Genomic DNA, 18,547 nt, shown 5'->3' with positions numbered 1-18,547 from the left:
TCCGGTGACTTTCTCGATCGAACGGGCCGCCGTCATGAAAGCACCTCTTGCTGCACTGTTTCTCGCCCTTGCAACCAGCGCCGTTGCGCATGAAATGCCCAAGCCCGAACTGATCGGCGCTTTCACCCTGCCCACCGGCCTGAAAATCGGCGGCGTCGAATTCGGCGGAATATCCGGCCTCGACTACGACCCGCGTGCAGATGTCTATTACGCCATATCCGACGACCGTTCGGAAAACGCGCCAGCGCGCTTTTACAAGCTCAAGCTCGCCATCGACGGTTCCGGCATGCAGAGCCTCGATATTCTGGAAACGGTTACGCTTCTGGACAAGGCGGGCAAACCATTTGCACTGAAGGACGTGGACCCGGAAAGCATCCGCTTCAATACGGCCACCGGCACCATCTACTGGTCGAGCGAAGGCGACAGGAATGGCAGACCGTTTGTCGGCGAAGCAAAGACCGATGGCAGCTTCATCCGCGAATTTGCCTTGCCGGAAGCTTACATTCCCGACGAGGGCAGGACACGCGGCATCCGCAACAATCTTTCCTTTGAAAGCCTGACGATCACACCTGACGGCAAGACGCTTCTGGCCGGTACTGAAAACGCGCTGGTACAGGACGGGGACAAGGCGACGCTCGACCATGGCAGCCGCTCGCGCATCATCGCCTTCGATCTCGCATCAGGCAATGTGACGGCGCAATATGCCTATGACACCGGCCCGATCTTCACCAAGGCGACTGAGCCGCCCTTCTGGAACGATAACGGCATGTCGGAATTCGTTGCCGATGGAAACGATCTCCTCACCGTCGAGCGCTCCTTCGCCATGGGCGTGGGCAACCGGATCACGCTCTATCGCGCATCCTTCGATGGCGCCAGCAATGTGAAAGACGTTCCGTCGCTCGCCAGCGAGCCGGTAACGCCGCTGTCAAAGCAGCTCCTCCTCCAGCTCGACGAAGGCGATTTCGGCCTCGACATCGACAATATCGAGGCCGTCACCTTCGGGCCGGTGGTGGACGGGAAGAGGACGCTGGTCCTCGCTTCCGACAACAATTTCAGCCACGGACAGGTTTCGCAGTTCATCGCCCTGAAGCTGCCCTGAAGCGACATGACCGGCCACAGCATTTCCAGCTGAAGTGTGGCGCGGTTTTGCGCAGGATGTTCAGGTCCAGAAATAGCGCACGGTGTGGAAGAAGACCGGGGCTGAAAAGACGAGGCTGTCGGCCCGGTCGAGCATGCCGCCATGCCCTTCGATCATGTGGCCCCAGTCCTTCACGCCGCGATCGCGCTTGATGGCGGAGGCGACAAGCCCGCCGAAGAAGCCCATGATGCAGGATGCGGCCGCAAGCGCGCCCGCCTGGAGCGGCGAAAACGGCGTCAGCCAGGCAAGCCCCGCACCCAGAAGCGATGCCGCCGCAACCCCGCCGACAAAGCCTTCCCAGGTCTTTGACGGCGATATGCTGGGCGCGATGCGATGTTTGCCGAACAGCTTGCCGAAAATATATTGCAGCACATCGCTGCCCTGCACGGTGGCCACCAGAAACGCGATCAGCAGCAGTTTCTTGCCGTCGAACCCGGGAATATCCAGCGTCATCAAGGCCGGTACATGGCTGATGCAATAGACCGACAGCATGATGCCCCATTGCTGCTCGCTGATGCGTTCCAGAAAGCGCGACGTGTCGCCGGAAAGCGCCGTCAGCACCGGCATTGCGAGGAAGCAATAGACCGGGATGAAGATGGAATAGAGCCCGTACCAGTCGATCCAGATCAGGTAATATTGCACTGGAATGACCAGCAGGAACATGCCGAGCAGCACGCGGTGGTCGGCGCGCCTTGTCTGGGTCAGCGTCGCATATTCGCGGAGGGCCGCGAACGAGATCATCGCGAACAGCACGATCACGCCACCCTTCCCGAACAGGAAAGCGACGCACATGGCGCCAACCATGATCCACCATGCCTTGATGCGGGCATTGAGATTGACCAGCGTGGATGAAAGCGGCTTCGGCGCGCGCCATGAAAGAACACCGGCCACGGCGCTTGCCGTTATCAGAACGCCCATGAGGCCAAGGAATAATCGGGTTGTTTCGCTCATGGCTGTTTACCGTTACGGGGCTGTATATCGAGAAGGCTCTGGCGGGCGCGGGCGAGAAATTCCTTGCGGTCCTCACCCTCGCGAAGCTGGACCGGCGCGCCGAAAACGACACGGCACAGAAGCGGCACCGGCAGCATCGCGCCCTTGGGCAGCACGCGCGACATGTTTTCGATCCAGCATGGCACCAGTTCGACATCGGGGCGCGCCAGCGCCAGATTGTAGATGCCGGAGCGAAAGCGCAGCAGCGCCTCGTCTGTCATGTTGCGCGTGCCTTCGGGAAAGATGATGAGCGAATAGCCGTCGGCCAGCGCCTTCAGCATCACTTCCATCGGGTCCTGCGTGCGTTCCACCCAGTTGCGTTCCACAAGCACGGTGCGCAACAGAACTTCCGCCATGAACTGGCGCACGCGGTTGCCCCGCCAGTAATCCGCGCCGGCGACGGCACGGGTGCGCGCGCGTTCTTCCTGGTCGAGACAGGAAGAGAGCAGGATGAAATCGCCATGACTTGTGTGATTGGCAAAATAGATGCGCTGGTTGCGCGACGGGCCAGTGCCGCTCCAGATCGGCCGCACGCCGGTAATCCCCCGCGACAGGATTGCCAGAAACGAACCGAAAATCGATTGCACCTGATGCCGGATCAGTTCCCGCATGTCACAGCCCCTGACCCGATGGCACCACGGCCAGCAGAATGAAAAGCACGATCTCAACCCCCATGAAGAACCGCAGGCGCTCCACGATGCGCCGCGAACCCTCGATCCTCGCCGCAAGCGGACGAACAGGACCGGCATGGGTGCGCAGGCCCATGCGTTCCAGAATTCGGTCCACCTCGCTCAGGCCCGTTTCGCCGGAAGCGGCAATCAGCCGGAAAAGCGCTGCATCGAACAGAAGATGCGCCGCGATACCGAGCACGATCAGCGCGCTTGCAAGCAGCAGCGGCCAGATCAGCCAGAAAGCCAGATCGTGCACCGGGCGCAGGAAGGGCGCGACCGCAAGAAGAACCACCGCGACGGCAATGCCGGGGAAAGGCGTTGCGGCGCAGCCAGACCGCCGTGGAGGATGCAGGCGCGTTCATGCCGCCTCCCCCGCCAGATGCAGATGAACGGGCCAGCCTTTGGCGCGGATCAGCGTTTCTGCTTCTCGCGCATTGGCCACGCGGCCAGTCGAGACGAGCCAGGCCACCGCAACCGTGGCGCTGCGCTGGAAACCGAGCGCGCAGCAGATGAGAACCGGACCGTGATGGCGAGCCGCTTCAACAGCATCGGCGGCCAGTTGCACTTTTTCCGATGGCGGCGCGACCATATCGATCGCGGCAAAGCTCTTCCATTCCGCGTCATGCGGCGGCGGCACCATTTCAGCGGCCAGATCGATGACGGTCGCGAAGGATGAAAGTTCTGCGGCTCTAGGAAAACGCCCCAGAAACACCCCGTCGGCAAGCTCCACATGCGGCGGCAGCCTGCGGGTCCAGAACCGCACATTCAGCCCGGCAAAAAGACGATAGGGCCAAAGGAGCCAGCGGCTTGCAAGACTGACCGATCCATCCGTCTGCTTCTGGAAAATGCCAGCACCGGCCCCGAAATAGCCAAGCGCCACGATGGCCAGCGCGGTTGCGGGCCAAAGCCAGAAGATCGCATAGCCAGTCATGCTGAGGCCATGAATGCCGAGCGCGAGAAAAAGCACAGCGCCCGCCAGATAATATAGACCCAGCCGACGCGCTTTTGGGTTCGTGGTCAACTGAAAACCGGCAAATGGTGACGACCCACTACGCGGAAAAAGCCACAGGGCAAACAGGCCGAGCAAAGCGCCTGCCGGAATATCGACCGCGTGGTGCTGATAGGTGGTCAGCACCGACAGGCCGATCAGCAGGCACCAGACATGCCAGACCACGCGCACGGCGCCGCCCATCACGCGGCGCATCTGGTCCCAGATGATGATCAGAAGCGCGATATGCAGCGAAGGTGCCTGATTGAAGGGTTTGTCGAAACCGCCGAGCACATCGAACATGAAGCCCGGAATGCCAGCCGTTGCCGGTTTTACGAAGGTCGCCGTCAGCGGAAAGGCGACGAAGCAGAGAACAGCGATGATCTGAGCCGCCAGATAACGCTTCGCCAGCCGGTCCACCTGTTCCGGACTGTCATTGACGAACAGCGCGACCGCGTAGAACAGATTGACCGACCAATAGGGCACGATGCTCCACGCGATGAACGGAACCCGGTTTTCCCACGCGAAGGCAAGGTTCGGCACATGGCTTTGCTGCGATGCGAGCCAGTTGGCCGTGCCGTATGTCAGGTAGAAGAAGGGAGCGAGAAACAGAAGCCAAAGGATGGCGCGACGGACCACGGGCCGCCGCGAATATCCCTCGCGTTCCGTCAGATGCACCGTCACGCCTTGCCGTCTCCGACCCGCTCTGCAATCGAGACGGTGAAAATGCCCCACTGATCGATGCGCTGTTCGATCTTGCGATAGCCTGCCTTTTCGACAAGCTGGTCCATCTCGCCCTGCGTGCGGCGGCGCATCACCCATGCCTCGCCGCCGCGATGCGAGGTCAGCGCCCGCGCGATCATTTCAAGCTGCGGATGCCATGGCTGGTTGGTGTAGATCAGCAGTGCGCCGGGCTTCTGCACGCGGGCAAGCCCCGACAGCGAACGATTGATCAGTGCATTGTCGGGGAAAAGCTCGTAAAGACCGGACACGATGGCAAGGTCCGGCTGCGGCGTGACAGCGGCAAGGCTTTCCTCGTTGAAAGCATCGCCCTCTTCCATATGGGCAATGGCCTCCAGCCCGCGATCCCTGATGAGCTTGTTGCCCGCCAGCACATTGATCGGCGAATAGTCGCGCAGATGGATGCTGTCCGGCATCGCGCCGGCGCGCACCACCGCGTCGATCACGTAGCGGCCATGGCCGCAGGCAATATCAAGAATATTGGTCGAGCGGCCTTCGCTCTTCAGCCGGTTGATCGCCACGCCGATCAGTTCTTCCAGATGCACCTTGCGCTGCCGGATGCCCCGCCAGCCGATCGCTTCCAGAAACTGCCTGTCGATGAGCTTGCCGCCCGGTCCAATACCGCGCGCTTCGTTCTCATAAACGTAATCGAGCGTCGAACCGGAATCGAAGCCGGTGCGCCTGCCGACTTTCAGCCCTTCCGAAAACAGTGCGCCGAAGGCTATCGAAGCCCGCGTCGACGCCCAGTAAAGCCCCTGCGCCGTCAGAAGCGGCAGCGGGGTCGACAGCCGGTCCGCCTCGTCGCGCGTGTGGCCTGCAATATGCGCTTCCGTCAGGTCGGCGCGCTGCGGCGCTTCGGCAAAGCGCGCCTCGATGAAATCATGAATGCGTTCGATGGCCGGTTTGCGATCCCGCTCGCCCAGCGTGTCGTGGTAGAAGCCCTTGAGCACGTGCCGCTCCTTGATGCGGCTGCCGAGGTTCTCGAAGAAGCGATGTTGCGGCGCGGGGCGCACGACGAAATCGCTGCCGGAGATGAGCAGTTGCGTCGGAACGGTAATCGCCCGCGCATCGTCCACCACGCGCTTCGCCGTCTCGTAGAGTTGCAGCAGGATATGCGATGCAATGGGCCGTGCGATCAGCGGATCGGTGCGATAGGATTCGATGCGTTCCGGATCGTGGGTCAGGAACTGCGGCTTGACGTAGGAATTGACGTAGAAAGTGCCTTTCAGCTTCTGCCACAGGCCGATGCCTTCCTTGGCGAATGGCACATAGAGCTTGATGTCGAAGGCGGGCGAAGCCAGCACCAGCGCCCGGATATTCGGCGCATAGTCATGCACCCATGCGGCAGCAAGCACCGCACCGACGCTCTGCGCGATGATTGCCACGTCCTCGATGGCCGCGCTGGTTTCCCGCCGGATATGGGTGACGAAACTGTCGAGATCGCGGATCGACGCGCCGAAGGATGGCGAGAAGCCGCGCACGCCCGGCGACTGGCCGTGGCCGCGCGCATCCCAGGCATAGAAGGCGTAGTCATCCAGCCCCAGCTCATCGACGAGGTGCGCGACACGGCCGCTATGCTCGTGCCCGCGATGCAGCAGGACGATGACGCCTTTCGGCTTTCCGGAAAGCGCCGGCCAGAAACGGTAGAACAGCGACGTGCCGTCATGGGTCGCGAACCGGCTTTCCTGCGCCACGCGATGCGGTTTTACTGCCTGCTCGTCCATGCATCCCTCTCCACAGCGTTTCCTCGCGAGGCGGCTGCCCCCAATTTCTATTGAGTGAAACAAAATGTTTGCTTAAACGAGCTGGAGCGAACCGCAAATAGCTGTTCAATACTTATTCTTCGTTTCCCAAGAGATTCTTGATGTCCGTTTATCAACTCAAGTCGCGTTTCCAGAATTTACTGAGGCCGCTGGTCGTGCGACTTGCCGCAGGCGGTGTAACCGCCAATCAGGTTACAGTCGCCGCCGCGCTCGTCTCGATCATACTTGGGGCTTTTCTGGCGTGGAGCGGAAATGCGGCATGGTTTGCGCTCGTCCCGGTCTGGCTGTTCCTCCGCATGGCCCTGAACGCCGTCGATGGAATGCTGGCGCGCGAACATGGGCAGAAATCGACGCTGGGCGCCTATCTCAACGAGATCGGCGATGTGGTTTCCGACGCGGCGCTCTATGCCCCTTTCGCGCTGGTCGCCCCGTTCACCGGCCCGTGGATTTTCGCGGTCATATTCCTTGCCACGCTGACGGAATTTGCCGGTCTTGCCGGGGCTTCCGTGGGTGCGAGCCGCCGTTATGACGGCCCGATGGGCAAGAGCGACCGCGCCGTGGTCTTCGGCGTGCTTGGTGCCTGGATCGCCATCGACGGCACCTTGCCGGACTGGATGTTCTGGCTGCAACCGCTCCTTTGCCTGCTTCTGGCCGCGACCACCGTCAAGCGCATCGCAAACGGAATAAGCGAGACAAAGAACCGTTAAAAGGTACTGGTCCGGGACTGGTATTGACGCAATTGGGGCCTATGTTGGTCCATTCAATTCCAGCTCAATCGGAGGCCATGCCAATGAAGAAAGCTAAAACTGCTTTTCTGTTTGCGGGCATATTCGCATTTTCATCCGCGCAGAGCCCGGCGCTCGCCGCCAGCGACGGCAGTTCCAGCCAGCGCGCCAGAGAAGTCACAGCGGTGGTCAACGCCGTGGCACAGAAGTTGCCCGGCCAGCCTATCAATACGGTGATGTATATCCGCTCCAACAATTTCGAGGTGCTGGCCGGCGACTGCACAGTGCGCGCGCATATCGTCTCGTCCGGCCACAAGGCGAAAAGCACCTCTCCCGACAAGATCAAGGTCCGGCTCAACAAGCGGCGCTGCGCACGCTAACTCCCGTTGAGCTGTGACCTCGCGACGGTCTTGACCACCCAGTCGGCGAAGACGCGCAGGCGGTTGCTCAGATGCCGGTTGGGCGGATAGACCAGATAGATCGGCGTCGGCTCTATCTCCCATTCCTGCAGGACGGGGCGCAGCGTGCCGCTGGCGATATCGTCCTTCACCATGAACAAGGGCGCCTGCACCACGCCGAGCCCGGCCCGCGCGGCGGCAAGATAGGTGGTCGATTCGTTCGCCGCCACCACATAGCGCCCGTTGACCTCGATCTCCTCCGTCCCCTTCCTGAAGCGGAACGGCATCTGCTGGCCGGTCGATGGCCGGAAATAGCCGACCACAGTACAGTCACGGCTGAGGTCCGACGGGTGAAGCGGCGTGGAGCAACGGTCGAGATATTCGGCGGAAGCGCAGGCGATGAAATGCATGTCGCCGATGCGGCGCGCAATCAGCGACTGGTCGGCCAGCTCCCCGATGCGAATGGCGCAATCGACATTCTCCGCCACATAATCGACAGGCCGGTCCGACACGCCGAGATCGATCTGGATATCGGGATAGCGCTGGTGAAACTCCATCAGCGCCGGAATGATGATGAGATTGGCGACCGCGCCCGCCATTTCGACGCGCAGGCGCCCCTTGGGCAAGGTCTGCGCGCTAGACAGGCTGCCGTCGAGTTCGGCAAGATCGGCGAGCAAACGGGCCGCACGCTCGTAATAGAGCGCGCCGTCCGGCGTCACCAGAACGCGGCGGGTGGTGCGATTGAGGAGCTTCGTACCAAGATGGGCTTCCAATCCCTGAATGAGATTGCTGATCGTTGCCTTGGGCATGTTGAGCGAGGCGGAGGCGCGCGTGAAATTCCCGGTTTCGACAACCCGGAGAAAGGCGCGCATGGCCGAAAGCTGGTCCATTATCAAAAAGCCGTTATTGTTCGAGATTCTGGACAGTGTAACCAATTATAGGGGACTATTCCAGTTCATAGACAATGATAATATCTGATCATGGCAGTTTGCCGCTAGCGCATGTCCCCCAAAAGTGGGAACCGGTTTTGGGGCAAGGACTTGCGTGAATACAGCCAGAGCATTTCCGACGATTCCGTTCAGACAGAAATGCTCCGGCGCATCGTGCAGCCCGGTGGAGATCACCTGACAGGCATGAATGCGGCGCAGCAAACAGCCGGAGCGTGGGCGCGAACCATATATAGGCGTGTCCTGCTCCAGACGCATCATTTTCGGACCGGAAGCGTGAAACGGTTTTGCGTTCGGAAATACGTGGAAATAGAATGGATAGGGCGGTCTGGACGATTCCGTGTGACAGAACCGCTTTATACATGAAGGCCAGAAAAGATGTGCGAGAAGTTTAGTGTAGAGACGTTGCAGGTTCATGGGCGACTTCATGGTCAAGCCCAGGGACAGGCGGGCGACTGCACCTGCAAGGCGCGCATCTACCGGGGGACAAAGCTGCTCTCCCCGCCGCCGGTGGTGCTGCACCTTCACGGTGGCGCTTTCTCGGCCAGTTGTCTGGGCGCCTGCGAGCGCGTCGCCGAAACACTTGCCGAGGCGGGTGCGGTGGTCGTGTCGCCGGAATATTCGTCAGCCTGTCTCAACCCGTTCCCGGCGGCGCTTGAGATAGTCTATTCCATCCTGACTTCGATGCGCGCGCGCTGCCCGGAGTTTGCGCACAAGAAGTCGATGCTGTTCGTCGCCGGTGAAGAGGCGGGCGGCAACCTTGCTGCCGGCGTGGCCCTGATGGCGCGCGATCAATATCTGACCGATCTCAAGGGTCAGATACTGCTTTCGCCCATGCTCGACCCCTGCCTCGCCACGGCGTCTTTCCGCAAATATTGCCCGGAAAGCGCCGTCAAGACGATGTCGGATGGCTGGCAGCATTATCTGGGCGAGTGTGCGGGTTTCACCCACCCCTATGCCGCGCCCGCCTTGTGTACCCGTCTTGCTGGTCTGGCACCCACTTTGCTTGTCACCAGCGCCCAGTGCCCGATGCGTGATGAAACGCAGGCCTATGCCGAGCGTCTTCGTCAGGCGGGCGTGAAGGTCCAATCGCATGTCCTGCCCGGAAAAGCCGGCTGGATACCTGAAAACAAGGTGGCGGGCACCGACTGGTCGCCACAGGAGCACAAACTTGTAGACCTGTTTTCCGATTTCTTCCGGCAGGCAGGAGCAAAGGCAATCGCAGCATGACATCAGTTTTAAAGTCCTCCCAAGCTTTGACCTGATGCCCCAATGAAGCCGGCCCCCACCGGTTAGAGCGAAGCTCTAACCTCCTTGATTGAAAGCATAATCAGACCGAACCTCTCCGGTCGGGTTATGCTGCAGGAGATACAACAATGACATCGATTACAGCCCGCCGGGCCCTATGGGGCGCCGGCCTGAGTATCCTATTGTCTGCAGCTGGCGGCGGCGCCATTCTCTTCGGCGCGCCCCACCTCAAGGCCGATGCCGCAACCGATATTTCCGCTCCCCCGCCTGCCGTGCCGGTTTCCGTCGCCAGGGCGGAATCGCGCCGCATTGCGACCTGGGAAGAATTTTCCGGTCGTCTGGAAGCGATCGACCGGGTTGAAATTCGCCCGCGCGTCGGCGGCGCAATCCTGAAAGCCCATTTCCGCGAAGGCGCTCTGGTGAAACAGGGCGATCTGCTCGTCACCATCGATCCCGAGCCCTATGCAGCGGCGGTGGAAAAGGCGAAGGCACAGGTTTCAGCCGAAGAGGCCCGCGTTGCGCTGGCCAAGACGGAACTGGAACGCGGACGCCAGCTCGTCACCACCCGCACCATCGCCCAGAGCGGCCTCGACCAGCGGTCCAGCGCCTATGACGAGGCGCAGGCAAGCCTGCGTTCAGCCAAGGCGGCCCTTCGTACCGCCGAGCTCGATCTTCAATATACGGAAGTGCGCGCGCCGATTTCCGGCCGCGTCGGGCGGCTGGAAGTAACGGCAGGCAATCTGGTTGCCGCAAGTTCCGCCTCGCCGGTCCTGACCACGCTTGTTTCGGTCGATCCGATCTATGCAAGCTTCAGCGCCAATGAGGAAGTCGTCACCAAGGCGCTTGCCAAGCTTGCAGCCTCGCCCGGCGGAAACGCCATCGAGCGCATTCCGGTCCAGATCGGCACCGCTTCCGATGAAGGCACCCCGATTTCCGGTCATATCCAGCTCATCAACAATGAGGTCGATGCCACGACCGGCACGATCCGCGTTCGCGCCGCAATCGACAATCCGGACGGCAGGCTCATTCCCGGCCAGTTTGTCCGCATCCGCTTCGGCGAACCGGAACCGGATGAAAAGCTGGTGGTGAGCGACCGCGCCATTGCCTCCGATCAGGACAAGAAATTCGTCTTCGTGGTCGGGGCCGATAACAAGGTCGAATACCGACAGGTGGTTCTGGGACGCAATTATGACGGCCTGCGCATCATCGAAAGCGGGTTGAAGCCCGGCGAGAATATCGTCGTGAACGGCCTGCAGCGCATTCGTCCGGGCGTGGTCGTCGCACCGCAACCCGTCACCGAAACACTTGCCAAAAACTGAATTAAAACGGCGCGCCTGAGCGCGCGCTAACCGCAAATGCTCAGCCTCAGCAACCCGCGAAATCTGCCGATTTCGCGGGCCGGGAGAGTCTTTGCCCATCCGCCACGGCATCGGCCCAAAAATCGATTTCGATTTTTGGAAAGCACGATGCCCAGACCCAAACAATTAGAGCGTCCTTTGTGCGTTCGACCGAACGCACGGCGCTCTAAGGGGGATAAACAGATGAACTTCTCACGCTTTTTCGTCGACCGGCCGGTCTTCGCTGGCGTTCTGTCGGTCCTGATCTTCGTTGCCGGTCTGATCGGCATGACAGGTCTGCCGATCTCGGAATATCCGGAAGTCGTGCCGCCGCAGATCGTGGTTCGCGCGCAATATCCGGGCGCCAACCCTGCCGTCATTTCCGAAACCGTCGCCACGCCGCTTGAAGAACAGATCAACGGCGTCGAGGGCATGCTCTACATGCAGAGCCAGGCGACCGCCGATGGCGTCATGACGCTGACGGTCACCTTCGCGCTCGGCACCGATCCCGATCAGGCCCAGCAGCTGGTGCAGAACCGTATTTCGCAGGCTGAACCGCGCCTGCCGGAAGAGGTGCGCACGCTTGGCGTCACGACCGCCAAGAGCTCGCCCGACCTGACGCTCGTCGTCCATATCATCTCGCCCGATGGCCGGTATGACGTGAACTATCTGCGCAACTATGCGGTTCTGAACGTCAAGGACCGTATCGCCCGTATCCCGGGCGTCGGTCAGGTGCAGATATTCGGCGGCGGCGATTATTCGATGCGCGTCTGGATCGACCCGCAGAAGGCCGCCGAACGCGGTCTTTCCGCAAGCGACATCGCCAATGCCATCCGCCAGCAGAACGTTCAGGCCGCTGCCGGCGTCATCGGCGCATCGCCGTCCGTTTCCGGTCTCGACCTGCAACTTTCCGTCAATGCGCAGGGCCGTCTCCAGTCGCCGGAAGAATTCGCCAATATTGTCGTGAAGTCAGGCAATGAAGGCGAAATCACCCGGCTGGGCGATGTGGCGCGCGTCGAAATGGGCGCCGCCGATTATTCGCTGCGCTCGCTGCTCGACAACAAGCTCGCGGTCGGCATGGGCGTGTTCCAGTCGCCCGGTTCCAATGCGCTGGACATTTCCGAAAACGTCCATGCGGCCATGGCGGACCTGAAGAAAACCATGCCGGAAGGCGTGGATTTCGACATCGTCTATGACACGACCGGGTTTGTGAAGGCTTCCATCGAGTCGGTCATCCATACGCTGCTCGAAGCCATCGTGCTGGTGGTCATCGTCGTCATCCTGTTCCTGCAGACATGGCGCGCCTCCATCATTCCGCTGGTTGCCGTTCCCGTTTCCATCGTCGGCACGTTTGCGGTGATGTATGTGTTCGGCTTCTCCATCAATGCACTCAGCCTTTTCGGCCTGGTGCTTGCCATTGGCATCGTGGTCGACGACGCCATCGTGGTGGTGGAAAATGTCGAGCGCAACATCGAACAGGGGCTGTCGCCGGTCGAGGCAACCTATCGCGCCATGCAGGAAGTGTCCGGGCCGATCATCGCCATTGCGCTGGTGCTGGTCGCGGTCTTCGTACCACTTGCCTTCATCACCGGCCTGACAGGCCAGTTCTACCGTCAGTTCGCGCTCACCATCGCAATCTCGACGGTGATCTCGGCCTTCAATTCGCTGACGCTTTCGCCTGCCCTCGCGGCACTGTTGCTGCGCGGTCACGATGCGCCGAAGGATCGGCTCACCCGCATCATGGACAAGCTGTTCGGCTGGTTCTTCCGTGGCTTCAACCGTTTCTTCGGTGCAAGTTCGGAAGCCTATGGACGCGGTGTCGGCAGCATCCTCTCGCGCAAGTCGCTGGTCATGGGCCTCTATGTCGTGCTGCTCGGCGTCACCTTCGTCCTGTTCCGCGCGGTGCCCGGCGGCTTCGTTCCGGCGCAGGACAAGCAATATCTGATTGGCTTCGCGCAATTGCCGGATGCGGCAACGCTCGACCGGTCGGAAGATGTGATCCGTCGCATGAGCGACATTGCGCTCAAGCATCCGGGCGTGGCCAATGCCATCGCCTTCCCCGGCCTGTCAATCAACGGTTTCACCAACTCGTCGAACTCCGGCATCGTTTTCGTGACGCTGAAGTCGTTCGAGGAGCGCAAGACCCCGGAACTGTCGGCCAATGCCATCACCATGGAGCTGAACCAGCAATACGGCGCCATTCAGGATGCCTTCATCGCCATGTTCCCGCCGCCGCCCGTTCAGGGTCTCGGCACGACAGGCGGCTTCAAGCTCCAGCTTGAGGATCGCAACGGGCTTGGCTTCAAGGCGCTTGACGATGCGACCAAGGCGTTTCTCGCCAAGGCCTATCAGACGCCGGAACTGGCTGGTCTCTATTCGAGCTACCAGATCAACGTGCCGCAGCTTTATGCCGATCTGGACCGCGTGAAGGCGCGACAGCTTGGCGTGGCGGTGACCGACGTGTTTGAAACCCTGCAGATTTATCTGGGTTCGCTCTATGTCAACGACTTCAATGCCTTCGGACGCACCTACAGCGTGCGCATTCAGGCCGATGCGAATTATCGCAGCCATGCCGAGGATATCGGCAAGCTGAAGGTGCGTTCGCAGTCCGGCGAGATGATCCCGCTGTCGGCGCTTCTGAAAGTCGAGCAGACCGTGGGTGCGGAACGCGCCATCCGTTATAACGGCTTCCTTTCCGCCGATATCAACGGCAATCCCGCCCCCGGCTTCTCGTCCGGTCAGGCGCAGGCTGCCATTGAACGGATCGCGGAGGAAACCTTGCCGCCCGGCATCACCTTCGAGTGGACGGATCTGACCTACCAGCAGATTCTGGCTGGCAGCTCCGGTTTCCTCGTCTTCCCGCTGGCGCTGCTGCTCGTCTATCTGGTTCTGGCCGCGCAGTATGAAAGCCTTGCCCTGCCGCTGTCGATCATCATGATCGTGCCGATGGGGATCATGGCCGCACTCACCGGCGTCTGGCTGACAGGAGGCGACAACAACGTCTTTACCCAGATCGGCTTGATAGTCCTTGTGGGGCTGTCGGCGAAGAACGCGATCCTGATCGTGGAATTCGCCCGCGAACTGGAGCTTTCAGGACGAGGCGTCGTGCAGGCGGCGGTCGAGGCAAGCCGGTTGCGCCTGCGTCCGATCCTGATGACATCGATGGCGTTCATCATGGGCGTGGTGCCTCTGGTAACGTCGACCGGCGCCGGTGCGGAAATGCGCTCGGCCATGGGCATCGCGGTCTTTGCAGGCATGATCGGCGTGACCGCCTTCGGCATCTTCATGACGCCGGTGTTCTATGTGCTGATCCGCAAGCTCTCCGGCGAGCGCCCGTTGAAACATGCAGGCGCGAAGATCGAGGCCCCGCATCTGGCGCCGGGGGAATAATCCCGGCGTCTCCTTCCATCGCCTTCCACAGAAGGGCCGGAGCAATCCGGCCCTTACTTCGTTGTGGATTGGCCTTCTGCCGTCGCGATATCGCCCGAATCGGTTTCTTAAGAGGAGGCTTTGTCCGCTGCATGAAGGAGAAGATCGTTGCAGAAGTCCGGTTTGCTTGCCCTCGTCCTCGCTGCCACCGCCCTGGCAGCATGTTCCGAAACGACGCCCGGTCCTTCGGCAAGCGCCTCCCCCGCCAGACCGCCGGTCGATCCCACCCCCATCACCGGCAACTGGTGCAGCCCTGACGGCCAGCGATTCGCCATTTCCGGCGAGCGTTTCGACAGCCGCGACGGCCAGTGCTCGGTCACGCGCATGAACAATTACGAAGGCACCTTTACCGTCTCGATGTCCTGCACGGCCAACGGGCAGCAGTCGAAGGAAAACATCACCATTTCACCCGTCGGACAGACGCTGCATATCTCGTTCCTGTCGATGGGCGGCAAGCGCGCCGTGGTCAACCGCTGCGCCTCCTGACCGGGCCGAAATCAAATCAAGGCAGAACCGTGAACCGGCGCGATTTTCGCGCCGGATGCGTTTTTTCGCGGCAAACCATGACTTTTTCCCACCAAAACTTGTGGCGAACGCCCGACAAAATCATGGCGAAAATGCGGCAAATGGCATTTTGGGGATGATGTGATGCGACAGGAGGGGTCCGCTCTGCTAAACTCTCCGCTGCAATGCCATACCCAAATTATAGGGAGACAGACATGAAAGTCGTATTCGTGACTACCGCTGTCCTCGCTCTGTCGGTTACCGGCGCGATGGCAGACTGCACCTATCACAGTGCTCAATCCTCCACGAAAATGGAGAAGCCGCAGACCACTGCAAGCATCCAGACAACGGCTCCGGAACAGAAATAACCGCCGGAAAGCCGGGAACCGGATAGCCCATCCTGATTCGTGACGATCGCGCCGCAACGCCGGTCGTCACTTTTTTCTGAAATTGAAACAGGGCAAAAAAAAGCGCGCCCTTCAGATGAAGGACGCGAAAGAGTTGCAAGCTCGCTCTGTTCGAGGAACCTGAACGGCAGGTTCTAGGCTCGACCAGATGCCTGTCGGCCATTTTGCCCTGGAAGCGACCCAGAATGCGGGACCGGTTTTTATTCGTAGCTCGAAACGCTTCGCTTCGAGAGTAACCGTTATCGCCGCTTCCGCGCTGTCCGGACTGGTTTGGCTGCCTATCGACCCCGACTCCCCGCGGTCGATAAGCAGCCCCCGCCCAATTTTTTGCGTCAGCCTCCTAAGCCCCAACAGGCCGACGGTTATTTAGTGGACGCTCTAGTAGCGAAAAACAATTCCCCTATTCAGGGGGGTAGGTTAGAAAGAAGAACTGACCCACTTTTCCGGCAATGACTTTCAGCAGCCGGTAGATTTTGAAAGACTTTATGAAACCGTTTGATATTTATTTGAAATTGGACCAGACTTTTTCAGTGTTATGTGCGAATTGACGCTTTTGAAGGGGAATTTCGTCCGCCAAACTCAGGAGATTCTTGAAATTTCGGGCATCCTCCCTTTTAAGCTTCGCTGCATTCGCATTCGTTCGTTTCTGGAGATACCTCACGTGTCATGCGCAAACTGGATGTTCGCTTTCCGGCGTCTTCTGGCGCTCCCGGCACTGATCGCGCTTTTCGCCGTCTGCCAAATCATCCTTTCCACAGGCGCGGCTCCTGCTGCATCGCCTGCGACGGTGACCATCACGCTGACCGTCATCGCCCCCGATGGAACGACGCGCGTATTGAGCAATGACGACTTCACGCAGTTGCCGCAGAATACGTTGCAGACCAACACCGCCTGGACCGAAGGTCCGCAGAATTTCGACGGCGTGCTGCTGCGCGACGTGCTGGCAACGGTGGGTGTGGACGGTAAGAACGCCCCCAACCGTTCGATCACCATTCTTGCGCTCAACGATTACAGTATCAGCATTCCGCTGGAGGACGCCTACAAGTACAATGTCCTTGTGGCGCGCAGGATGAACGGCCGGGAGCTGAGCCTGCGCGACAAGGGACCATACTGGATCGTCTATCCGCGTGACCAGCATCAGGAACTGAACGATTCGCGCTATGATCACCGCTGGGCATGGCAGGTGAAGCAGATCGAGGCGAAATGAGAATCAAGCGGGGCTATATTCTCTCCGGCCTTGTCATGGCAGGTTTTGCGGCCCTGCTCGCTTATGCATTCAGCCAGCTTCTCCAGATCCAGAAATCGCTGGCGACCTATACCGGCGAGAACATGGTCTGGGCCATCACCAAGACCGAACGCGACGCCGGACGCCTGGCCGAAACGGCGCTGACAATGCCGGCGGGCAGCACCGACACCGCCGATCTCTCGCTCCGCCTCGACGTTCTTTACAGCCGTTTCGCGCTTCTGGCCGACGGGCCGCAGAAGAAATATTTCGCCCGTATTCCGGGCGCTGCCGAAATCATCCAGCGCAATACCGACCGGCTTCCCCAGATCGAGGCGATGATCAAGGCCGGGCCGGAACAATTCGACCCTATAGCCATCTATCGGGCGCTGGTGCCCATGCGCGATGAACTGACCAAGGTTGCCGATGACGCGACGATCGTGGAGCAGGACCATGGCGGTGCGCAGCGCGACCAGCAATTGCAGTCGATCTACCTGATCATGTTCGCGGTGCTGGGCATCATGGCGACGGGCGCCATCCTGTCCTGGCAGGTGGTTTCCAACATGCGCAAGGCCGAGCGCGCCCACAAGGCATTGCAGGAGTACAAGCAGCAACTCGAACAGACCGTCGCCGACCGCACCGCCGCCCTGCGCGAGGCGCTGGAAAGCGAGCGCAAGGCCAAGGAACTCTACAAGAGCTTCATCACCACGGTTTCGCACCAGTTCCGCACGCCCGTATCGATCATCGACATCATCGCCCAGCGCTTCATCCGCCGCGCCGACGAGTTCACGCCCGAAATCATCATCGACAAGGCCAAGCGGATGCGCAACGCCAGCCGCCGCCTGATCCTGCTTCTGGAAAGCACCGCCAATGCGGAACGCCTTGATGAAAGCGGGTTCCAGATCAACCGCCAGCCGGTCGATTTCTCCGAACTGGTGCGCAACACCTGCGCCTATCATCAGGAGCTGCATCCCGAGCTGGAACTGGTGACGGACATTCAGGACAGCGAGACGTTCTGTTACTGCGACGGCATTCTGGTCGAGCAGATTCTTGTCAACCTGCTTGGCAACGCCACCAAATATTCGCCCGCCGGCAAGCCCATCGAAGTGACCACGGAAGAAGACGAGAACGAATTCCGCTGCATCGTCCGCGACCACGGTATCGGCATACCGGCGGAGGAAGCGGATCGCATATTCACGCGCTTTTTCCGCGCCAGCAACGCATCGCACATGGCGGGCACCGGCCTGGGCCTCAGCCTGTCGCGCGCGCTCGCCGAATTGCACGGCGGAACGCTTGTCTTCACTTCGATTGAAGGACAAGGTACGGTATTCATCCTCACTCTACCAAAGGTGGCCCAGCATGCGACTGCCTGAAATCCTCCCCCAGCCGACCGTCCTCTGCATCGAGGACGAAACCCATATTCTGGAAGAACTGATCGATGAACTGGGCACTTCGGGGTTCAACGCCATTGGCGCGGCCAATGCGACCGAAGCGCTGCGCGTGCTGGACACGACGACGCCCGACATCATCATCTGCGATATATTGATGCCCGGCACCAACGGCCTGCAATTTCTGGAACAGATCCGCAGTTCCCGCACCGACCTTGCCGGAACGCCATTCCTGTTCCTGACCGCGCTTGCCGACCGCAGCCACGAGCTGACCGGCAGGGAGGCCGGTGCCGACGATTACCTGACCAAGCCGATCGATTTCGATGTCCTCATCCTCACGATCCGCGCCCGGCTCAATCTGGTGGCGCGCGTGAAGGCCATATCCAACCAGCCTGCGGCAGCGGAGCCGAACGGCGAGTTCATCCATCTTTCGCGCCGGGAAACCGAAGTGCTGAAGGAGATAGGCACCGGACAGCGCAACGGCGAAATCGCCCGCAAGCTTGGACTGTCGGAACATACGGTCAGCGATTATGTGAAGGCCATCTACCAGAAGCTCAGCGTGTCGTCGCGGGCCGAGGCAACGCGGGAAGCCATAAGGCGTGGCCTGGTCGACATGAGATAGTGGCCGACATGAGATAGGCTTTCGAATTC

17 protein-coding genes are annotated in these 18,547 nt (G+C 60.5%); 11 read left to right on the top strand and 6 right to left on the bottom strand.

The window, feature by feature from the left end; translation table 11 throughout:
* The first annotated feature begins 34 nt into the window (after nt 1–34).
* On the top strand, nt 35–1,099 hold the full coding sequence (locus OINT_RS13285; protein ID WP_025092113.1) for an esterase-like activity of phytase family protein: 1,065 nt from the start codon (nt 35–37) through the stop codon (nt 1,097–1,099).
* Between the two features lie 60 nt (nt 1,100–1,159).
* On the opposite strand, the gene OINT_RS13280 is transcribed toward OINT_RS13285, so the two are convergent.
* The 5 genes from OINT_RS13280 to OINT_RS13260 all read right to left on the bottom strand — a co-directional run bounded on the left by OINT_RS13280 (nt 1,160) and on the right by OINT_RS13260 (nt 6,252).
* A complete protein-coding gene (locus OINT_RS13280) occupies nt 1,160–2,089 on the bottom strand; it encodes a phosphatidate cytidylyltransferase (RefSeq protein ID WP_006468353.1) in 930 nt (309 codons plus the stop codon).
* Complete coding sequence (locus tag OINT_RS13275) at nt 2,086–2,739, bottom strand: lysophospholipid acyltransferase family protein (RefSeq protein ID WP_006468352.1); 654 nt, start codon at nt 2,737–2,739, stop codon at nt 2,086–2,088. Before OINT_RS13275 ends, OINT_RS13280 begins: the two co-directional genes overlap by 4 nt.
* 1 nt (nt 2,740) lies before the next feature.
* Entirely contained in the window at nt 2,741–3,091 is a 351-nt protein-coding gene (locus OINT_RS13270) for a hypothetical protein (RefSeq protein WP_006468351.1), read from the bottom strand.
* A gap of 66 nt (nt 3,092–3,157) precedes the next feature.
* The gene (locus OINT_RS13265) at nt 3,158–4,471 is read right to left on the bottom strand and encodes a phosphatase PAP2/dual specificity phosphatase family protein (protein WP_006468350.1); all 1,314 of its coding nucleotides are present in this window, start codon (nt 4,469–4,471) and stop codon (nt 3,158–3,160) included.
* Nucleotides 4,468–6,252: a bifunctional alpha/beta hydrolase/class I SAM-dependent methyltransferase gene (locus OINT_RS13260; protein WP_006472076.1), complete on the bottom strand. Its 1,785-nt coding sequence runs from the start codon at nt 6,250–6,252 to the stop codon at nt 4,468–4,470. Before OINT_RS13260 ends, OINT_RS13265 begins: the two co-directional genes overlap by 4 nt.
* Nucleotides 6,253–6,392: 140 nt before the next feature.
* Here OINT_RS13260 and OINT_RS13255 point away from each other — a divergent pair, with 140 nt between their 5' ends.
* Together OINT_RS13255 and OINT_RS13250 are read left to right on the top strand one after the other, a co-directional pair.
* A complete protein-coding gene (locus OINT_RS13255; protein ID WP_006472075.1) occupies nt 6,393–6,998 on the top strand; it encodes a CDP-alcohol phosphatidyltransferase family protein in 606 nt (201 codons plus the stop codon).
* 83 nt (nt 6,999–7,081) lie between these two features.
* The gene (locus tag OINT_RS13250; RefSeq protein ID WP_006472074.1) at nt 7,082–7,396 is read left to right on the top strand and encodes a hypothetical protein; all 315 of its coding nucleotides are present in this window, start codon (nt 7,082–7,084) and stop codon (nt 7,394–7,396) included.
* Here OINT_RS13250 and OINT_RS13245 read toward each other — a convergent pair.
* Nucleotides 7,393–8,304, bottom strand: coding sequence for a LysR family transcriptional regulator (locus OINT_RS13245; protein ID WP_006468346.1), 912 nt, complete (start codon nt 8,302–8,304; stop codon nt 7,393–7,395). The genes OINT_RS13250 and OINT_RS13245 overlap by 4 nt on opposite strands.
* Nucleotides 8,305–8,739: 435 nt before the next feature.
* Here OINT_RS13245 and OINT_RS13240 point away from each other — a divergent pair, with 435 nt between their 5' ends.
* The 8 genes from OINT_RS13240 to OINT_RS13210 all read left to right on the top strand — a co-directional run bounded on the left by OINT_RS13240 (nt 8,740) and on the right by OINT_RS13210 (nt 18,518).
* Nucleotides 8,740–9,591 carry an alpha/beta hydrolase gene (locus OINT_RS13240; RefSeq protein WP_006468345.1) on the top strand — a complete coding sequence of 284 codons (852 nt, stop codon included), beginning with the start codon at nt 8,740–8,742 and terminating at the stop codon, nt 9,589–9,591.
* Nucleotides 9,592–9,737: 146 nt separating this feature from the next.
* Nucleotides 9,738–10,928 (top strand): efflux RND transporter periplasmic adaptor subunit, encoded by a 1,191-nt coding sequence (locus tag OINT_RS13235; protein ID WP_006468344.1) that lies wholly within the window; start codon nt 9,738–9,740, stop codon nt 10,926–10,928.
* A gap of 222 nt (nt 10,929–11,150) precedes the next feature.
* The gene (locus tag OINT_RS13230; RefSeq protein ID WP_006472072.1) at nt 11,151–14,336 is read left to right on the top strand and encodes an efflux RND transporter permease subunit; all 3,186 of its coding nucleotides are present in this window, start codon (nt 11,151–11,153) and stop codon (nt 14,334–14,336) included.
* Nucleotides 14,337–14,483: 147 nt separating this feature from the next.
* Complete coding sequence (locus OINT_RS13225) at nt 14,484–14,861, top strand: hypothetical protein (protein WP_006468342.1); 378 nt, start codon at nt 14,484–14,486, stop codon at nt 14,859–14,861.
* A gap of 233 nt (nt 14,862–15,094) precedes the next feature.
* Nucleotides 15,095–15,247, top strand: a complete 153-nt coding sequence (locus OINT_RS23860; protein ID WP_022570581.1) for a hypothetical protein — start codon at nt 15,095–15,097, stop codon at nt 15,245–15,247.
* Between the two features lie 700 nt (nt 15,248–15,947).
* On the top strand, nt 15,948–16,493 hold the full coding sequence (locus OINT_RS13220) for a putative pterin-binding protein (protein WP_235691671.1): 546 nt from the start codon (nt 15,948–15,950) through the stop codon (nt 16,491–16,493).
* The gene (locus tag OINT_RS13215) at nt 16,490–17,881 is read left to right on the top strand and encodes a sensor histidine kinase (protein ID WP_006472071.1); all 1,392 of its coding nucleotides are present in this window, start codon (nt 16,490–16,492) and stop codon (nt 17,879–17,881) included. The genes OINT_RS13220 and OINT_RS13215 overlap by 4 nt, the downstream gene beginning before the upstream one ends.
* Complete coding sequence (locus OINT_RS13210; RefSeq protein WP_006472070.1) at nt 17,868–18,518, top strand: response regulator transcription factor; 651 nt, start codon at nt 17,868–17,870, stop codon at nt 18,516–18,518. The genes OINT_RS13215 and OINT_RS13210 overlap by 14 nt, the downstream gene beginning before the upstream one ends.
* Nucleotides 18,519–18,547 lie beyond the last annotated feature (29 nt).

It is taken from the genome of Brucella intermedia LMG 3301 (assembly GCF_000182645.1).
GTDB lineage: Bacteria > Pseudomonadota > Alphaproteobacteria > Rhizobiales > Rhizobiaceae > Brucella > Brucella intermedia.
This window is presented reverse-complemented; position numbering and strand designations above follow the sequence as displayed.

Bases quoted from the DNA above. Each gene is read 5' to 3' on its own strand.
- OINT_RS13285 (WP_025092113.1), top strand. From the start codon at position 35: ATGAAAGCACCTCTTGCTGCACTGTTTCTCGCCCTTGCAACCAGCGCC.
- OINT_RS13280 (WP_006468353.1), bottom strand. From the start codon at position 2,089: ATGAGCGAAACAACCCGATTATTCCTTGGCCTCATGGGCGTTCTGATA.
- OINT_RS13275 (WP_006468352.1), bottom strand. From the start codon at position 2,739: ATGCGGGAACTGATCCGGCATCAGGTGCAATCGATTTTCGGTTCGTTT.
- OINT_RS13260 (WP_006472076.1), bottom strand. From the start codon at position 6,252: ATGGACGAGCAGGCAGTAAAACCGCATCGCGTGGCGCAGGAAAGCCGG.
- OINT_RS13255 (WP_006472075.1), top strand. From the start codon at position 6,393: ATGTCCGTTTATCAACTCAAGTCGCGTTTCCAGAATTTACTGAGGCCG.
- OINT_RS13250 (WP_006472074.1), top strand. From the start codon at position 7,082: ATGAAGAAAGCTAAAACTGCTTTTCTGTTTGCGGGCATATTCGCATTT.
- OINT_RS13245 (WP_006468346.1), bottom strand. From the start codon at position 8,304: ATGGACCAGCTTTCGGCCATGCGCGCCTTTCTCCGGGTTGTCGAAACC.
- OINT_RS13240 (WP_006468345.1), top strand. From the start codon at position 8,740: ATGTGCGAGAAGTTTAGTGTAGAGACGTTGCAGGTTCATGGGCGACTT.
- OINT_RS13235 (WP_006468344.1), top strand. From the start codon at position 9,738: ATGACATCGATTACAGCCCGCCGGGCCCTATGGGGCGCCGGCCTGAGT.
- OINT_RS13230 (WP_006472072.1), top strand. From the start codon at position 11,151: ATGAACTTCTCACGCTTTTTCGTCGACCGGCCGGTCTTCGCTGGCGTT.
- OINT_RS23860 (WP_022570581.1), top strand. From the start codon at position 15,095: ATGAAAGTCGTATTCGTGACTACCGCTGTCCTCGCTCTGTCGGTTACC.
- OINT_RS13215 (WP_006472071.1), top strand. From the start codon at position 16,490: ATGAGAATCAAGCGGGGCTATATTCTCTCCGGCCTTGTCATGGCAGGT.
- OINT_RS13210 (WP_006472070.1), top strand. From the start codon at position 17,868: ATGCGACTGCCTGAAATCCTCCCCCAGCCGACCGTCCTCTGCATCGAG.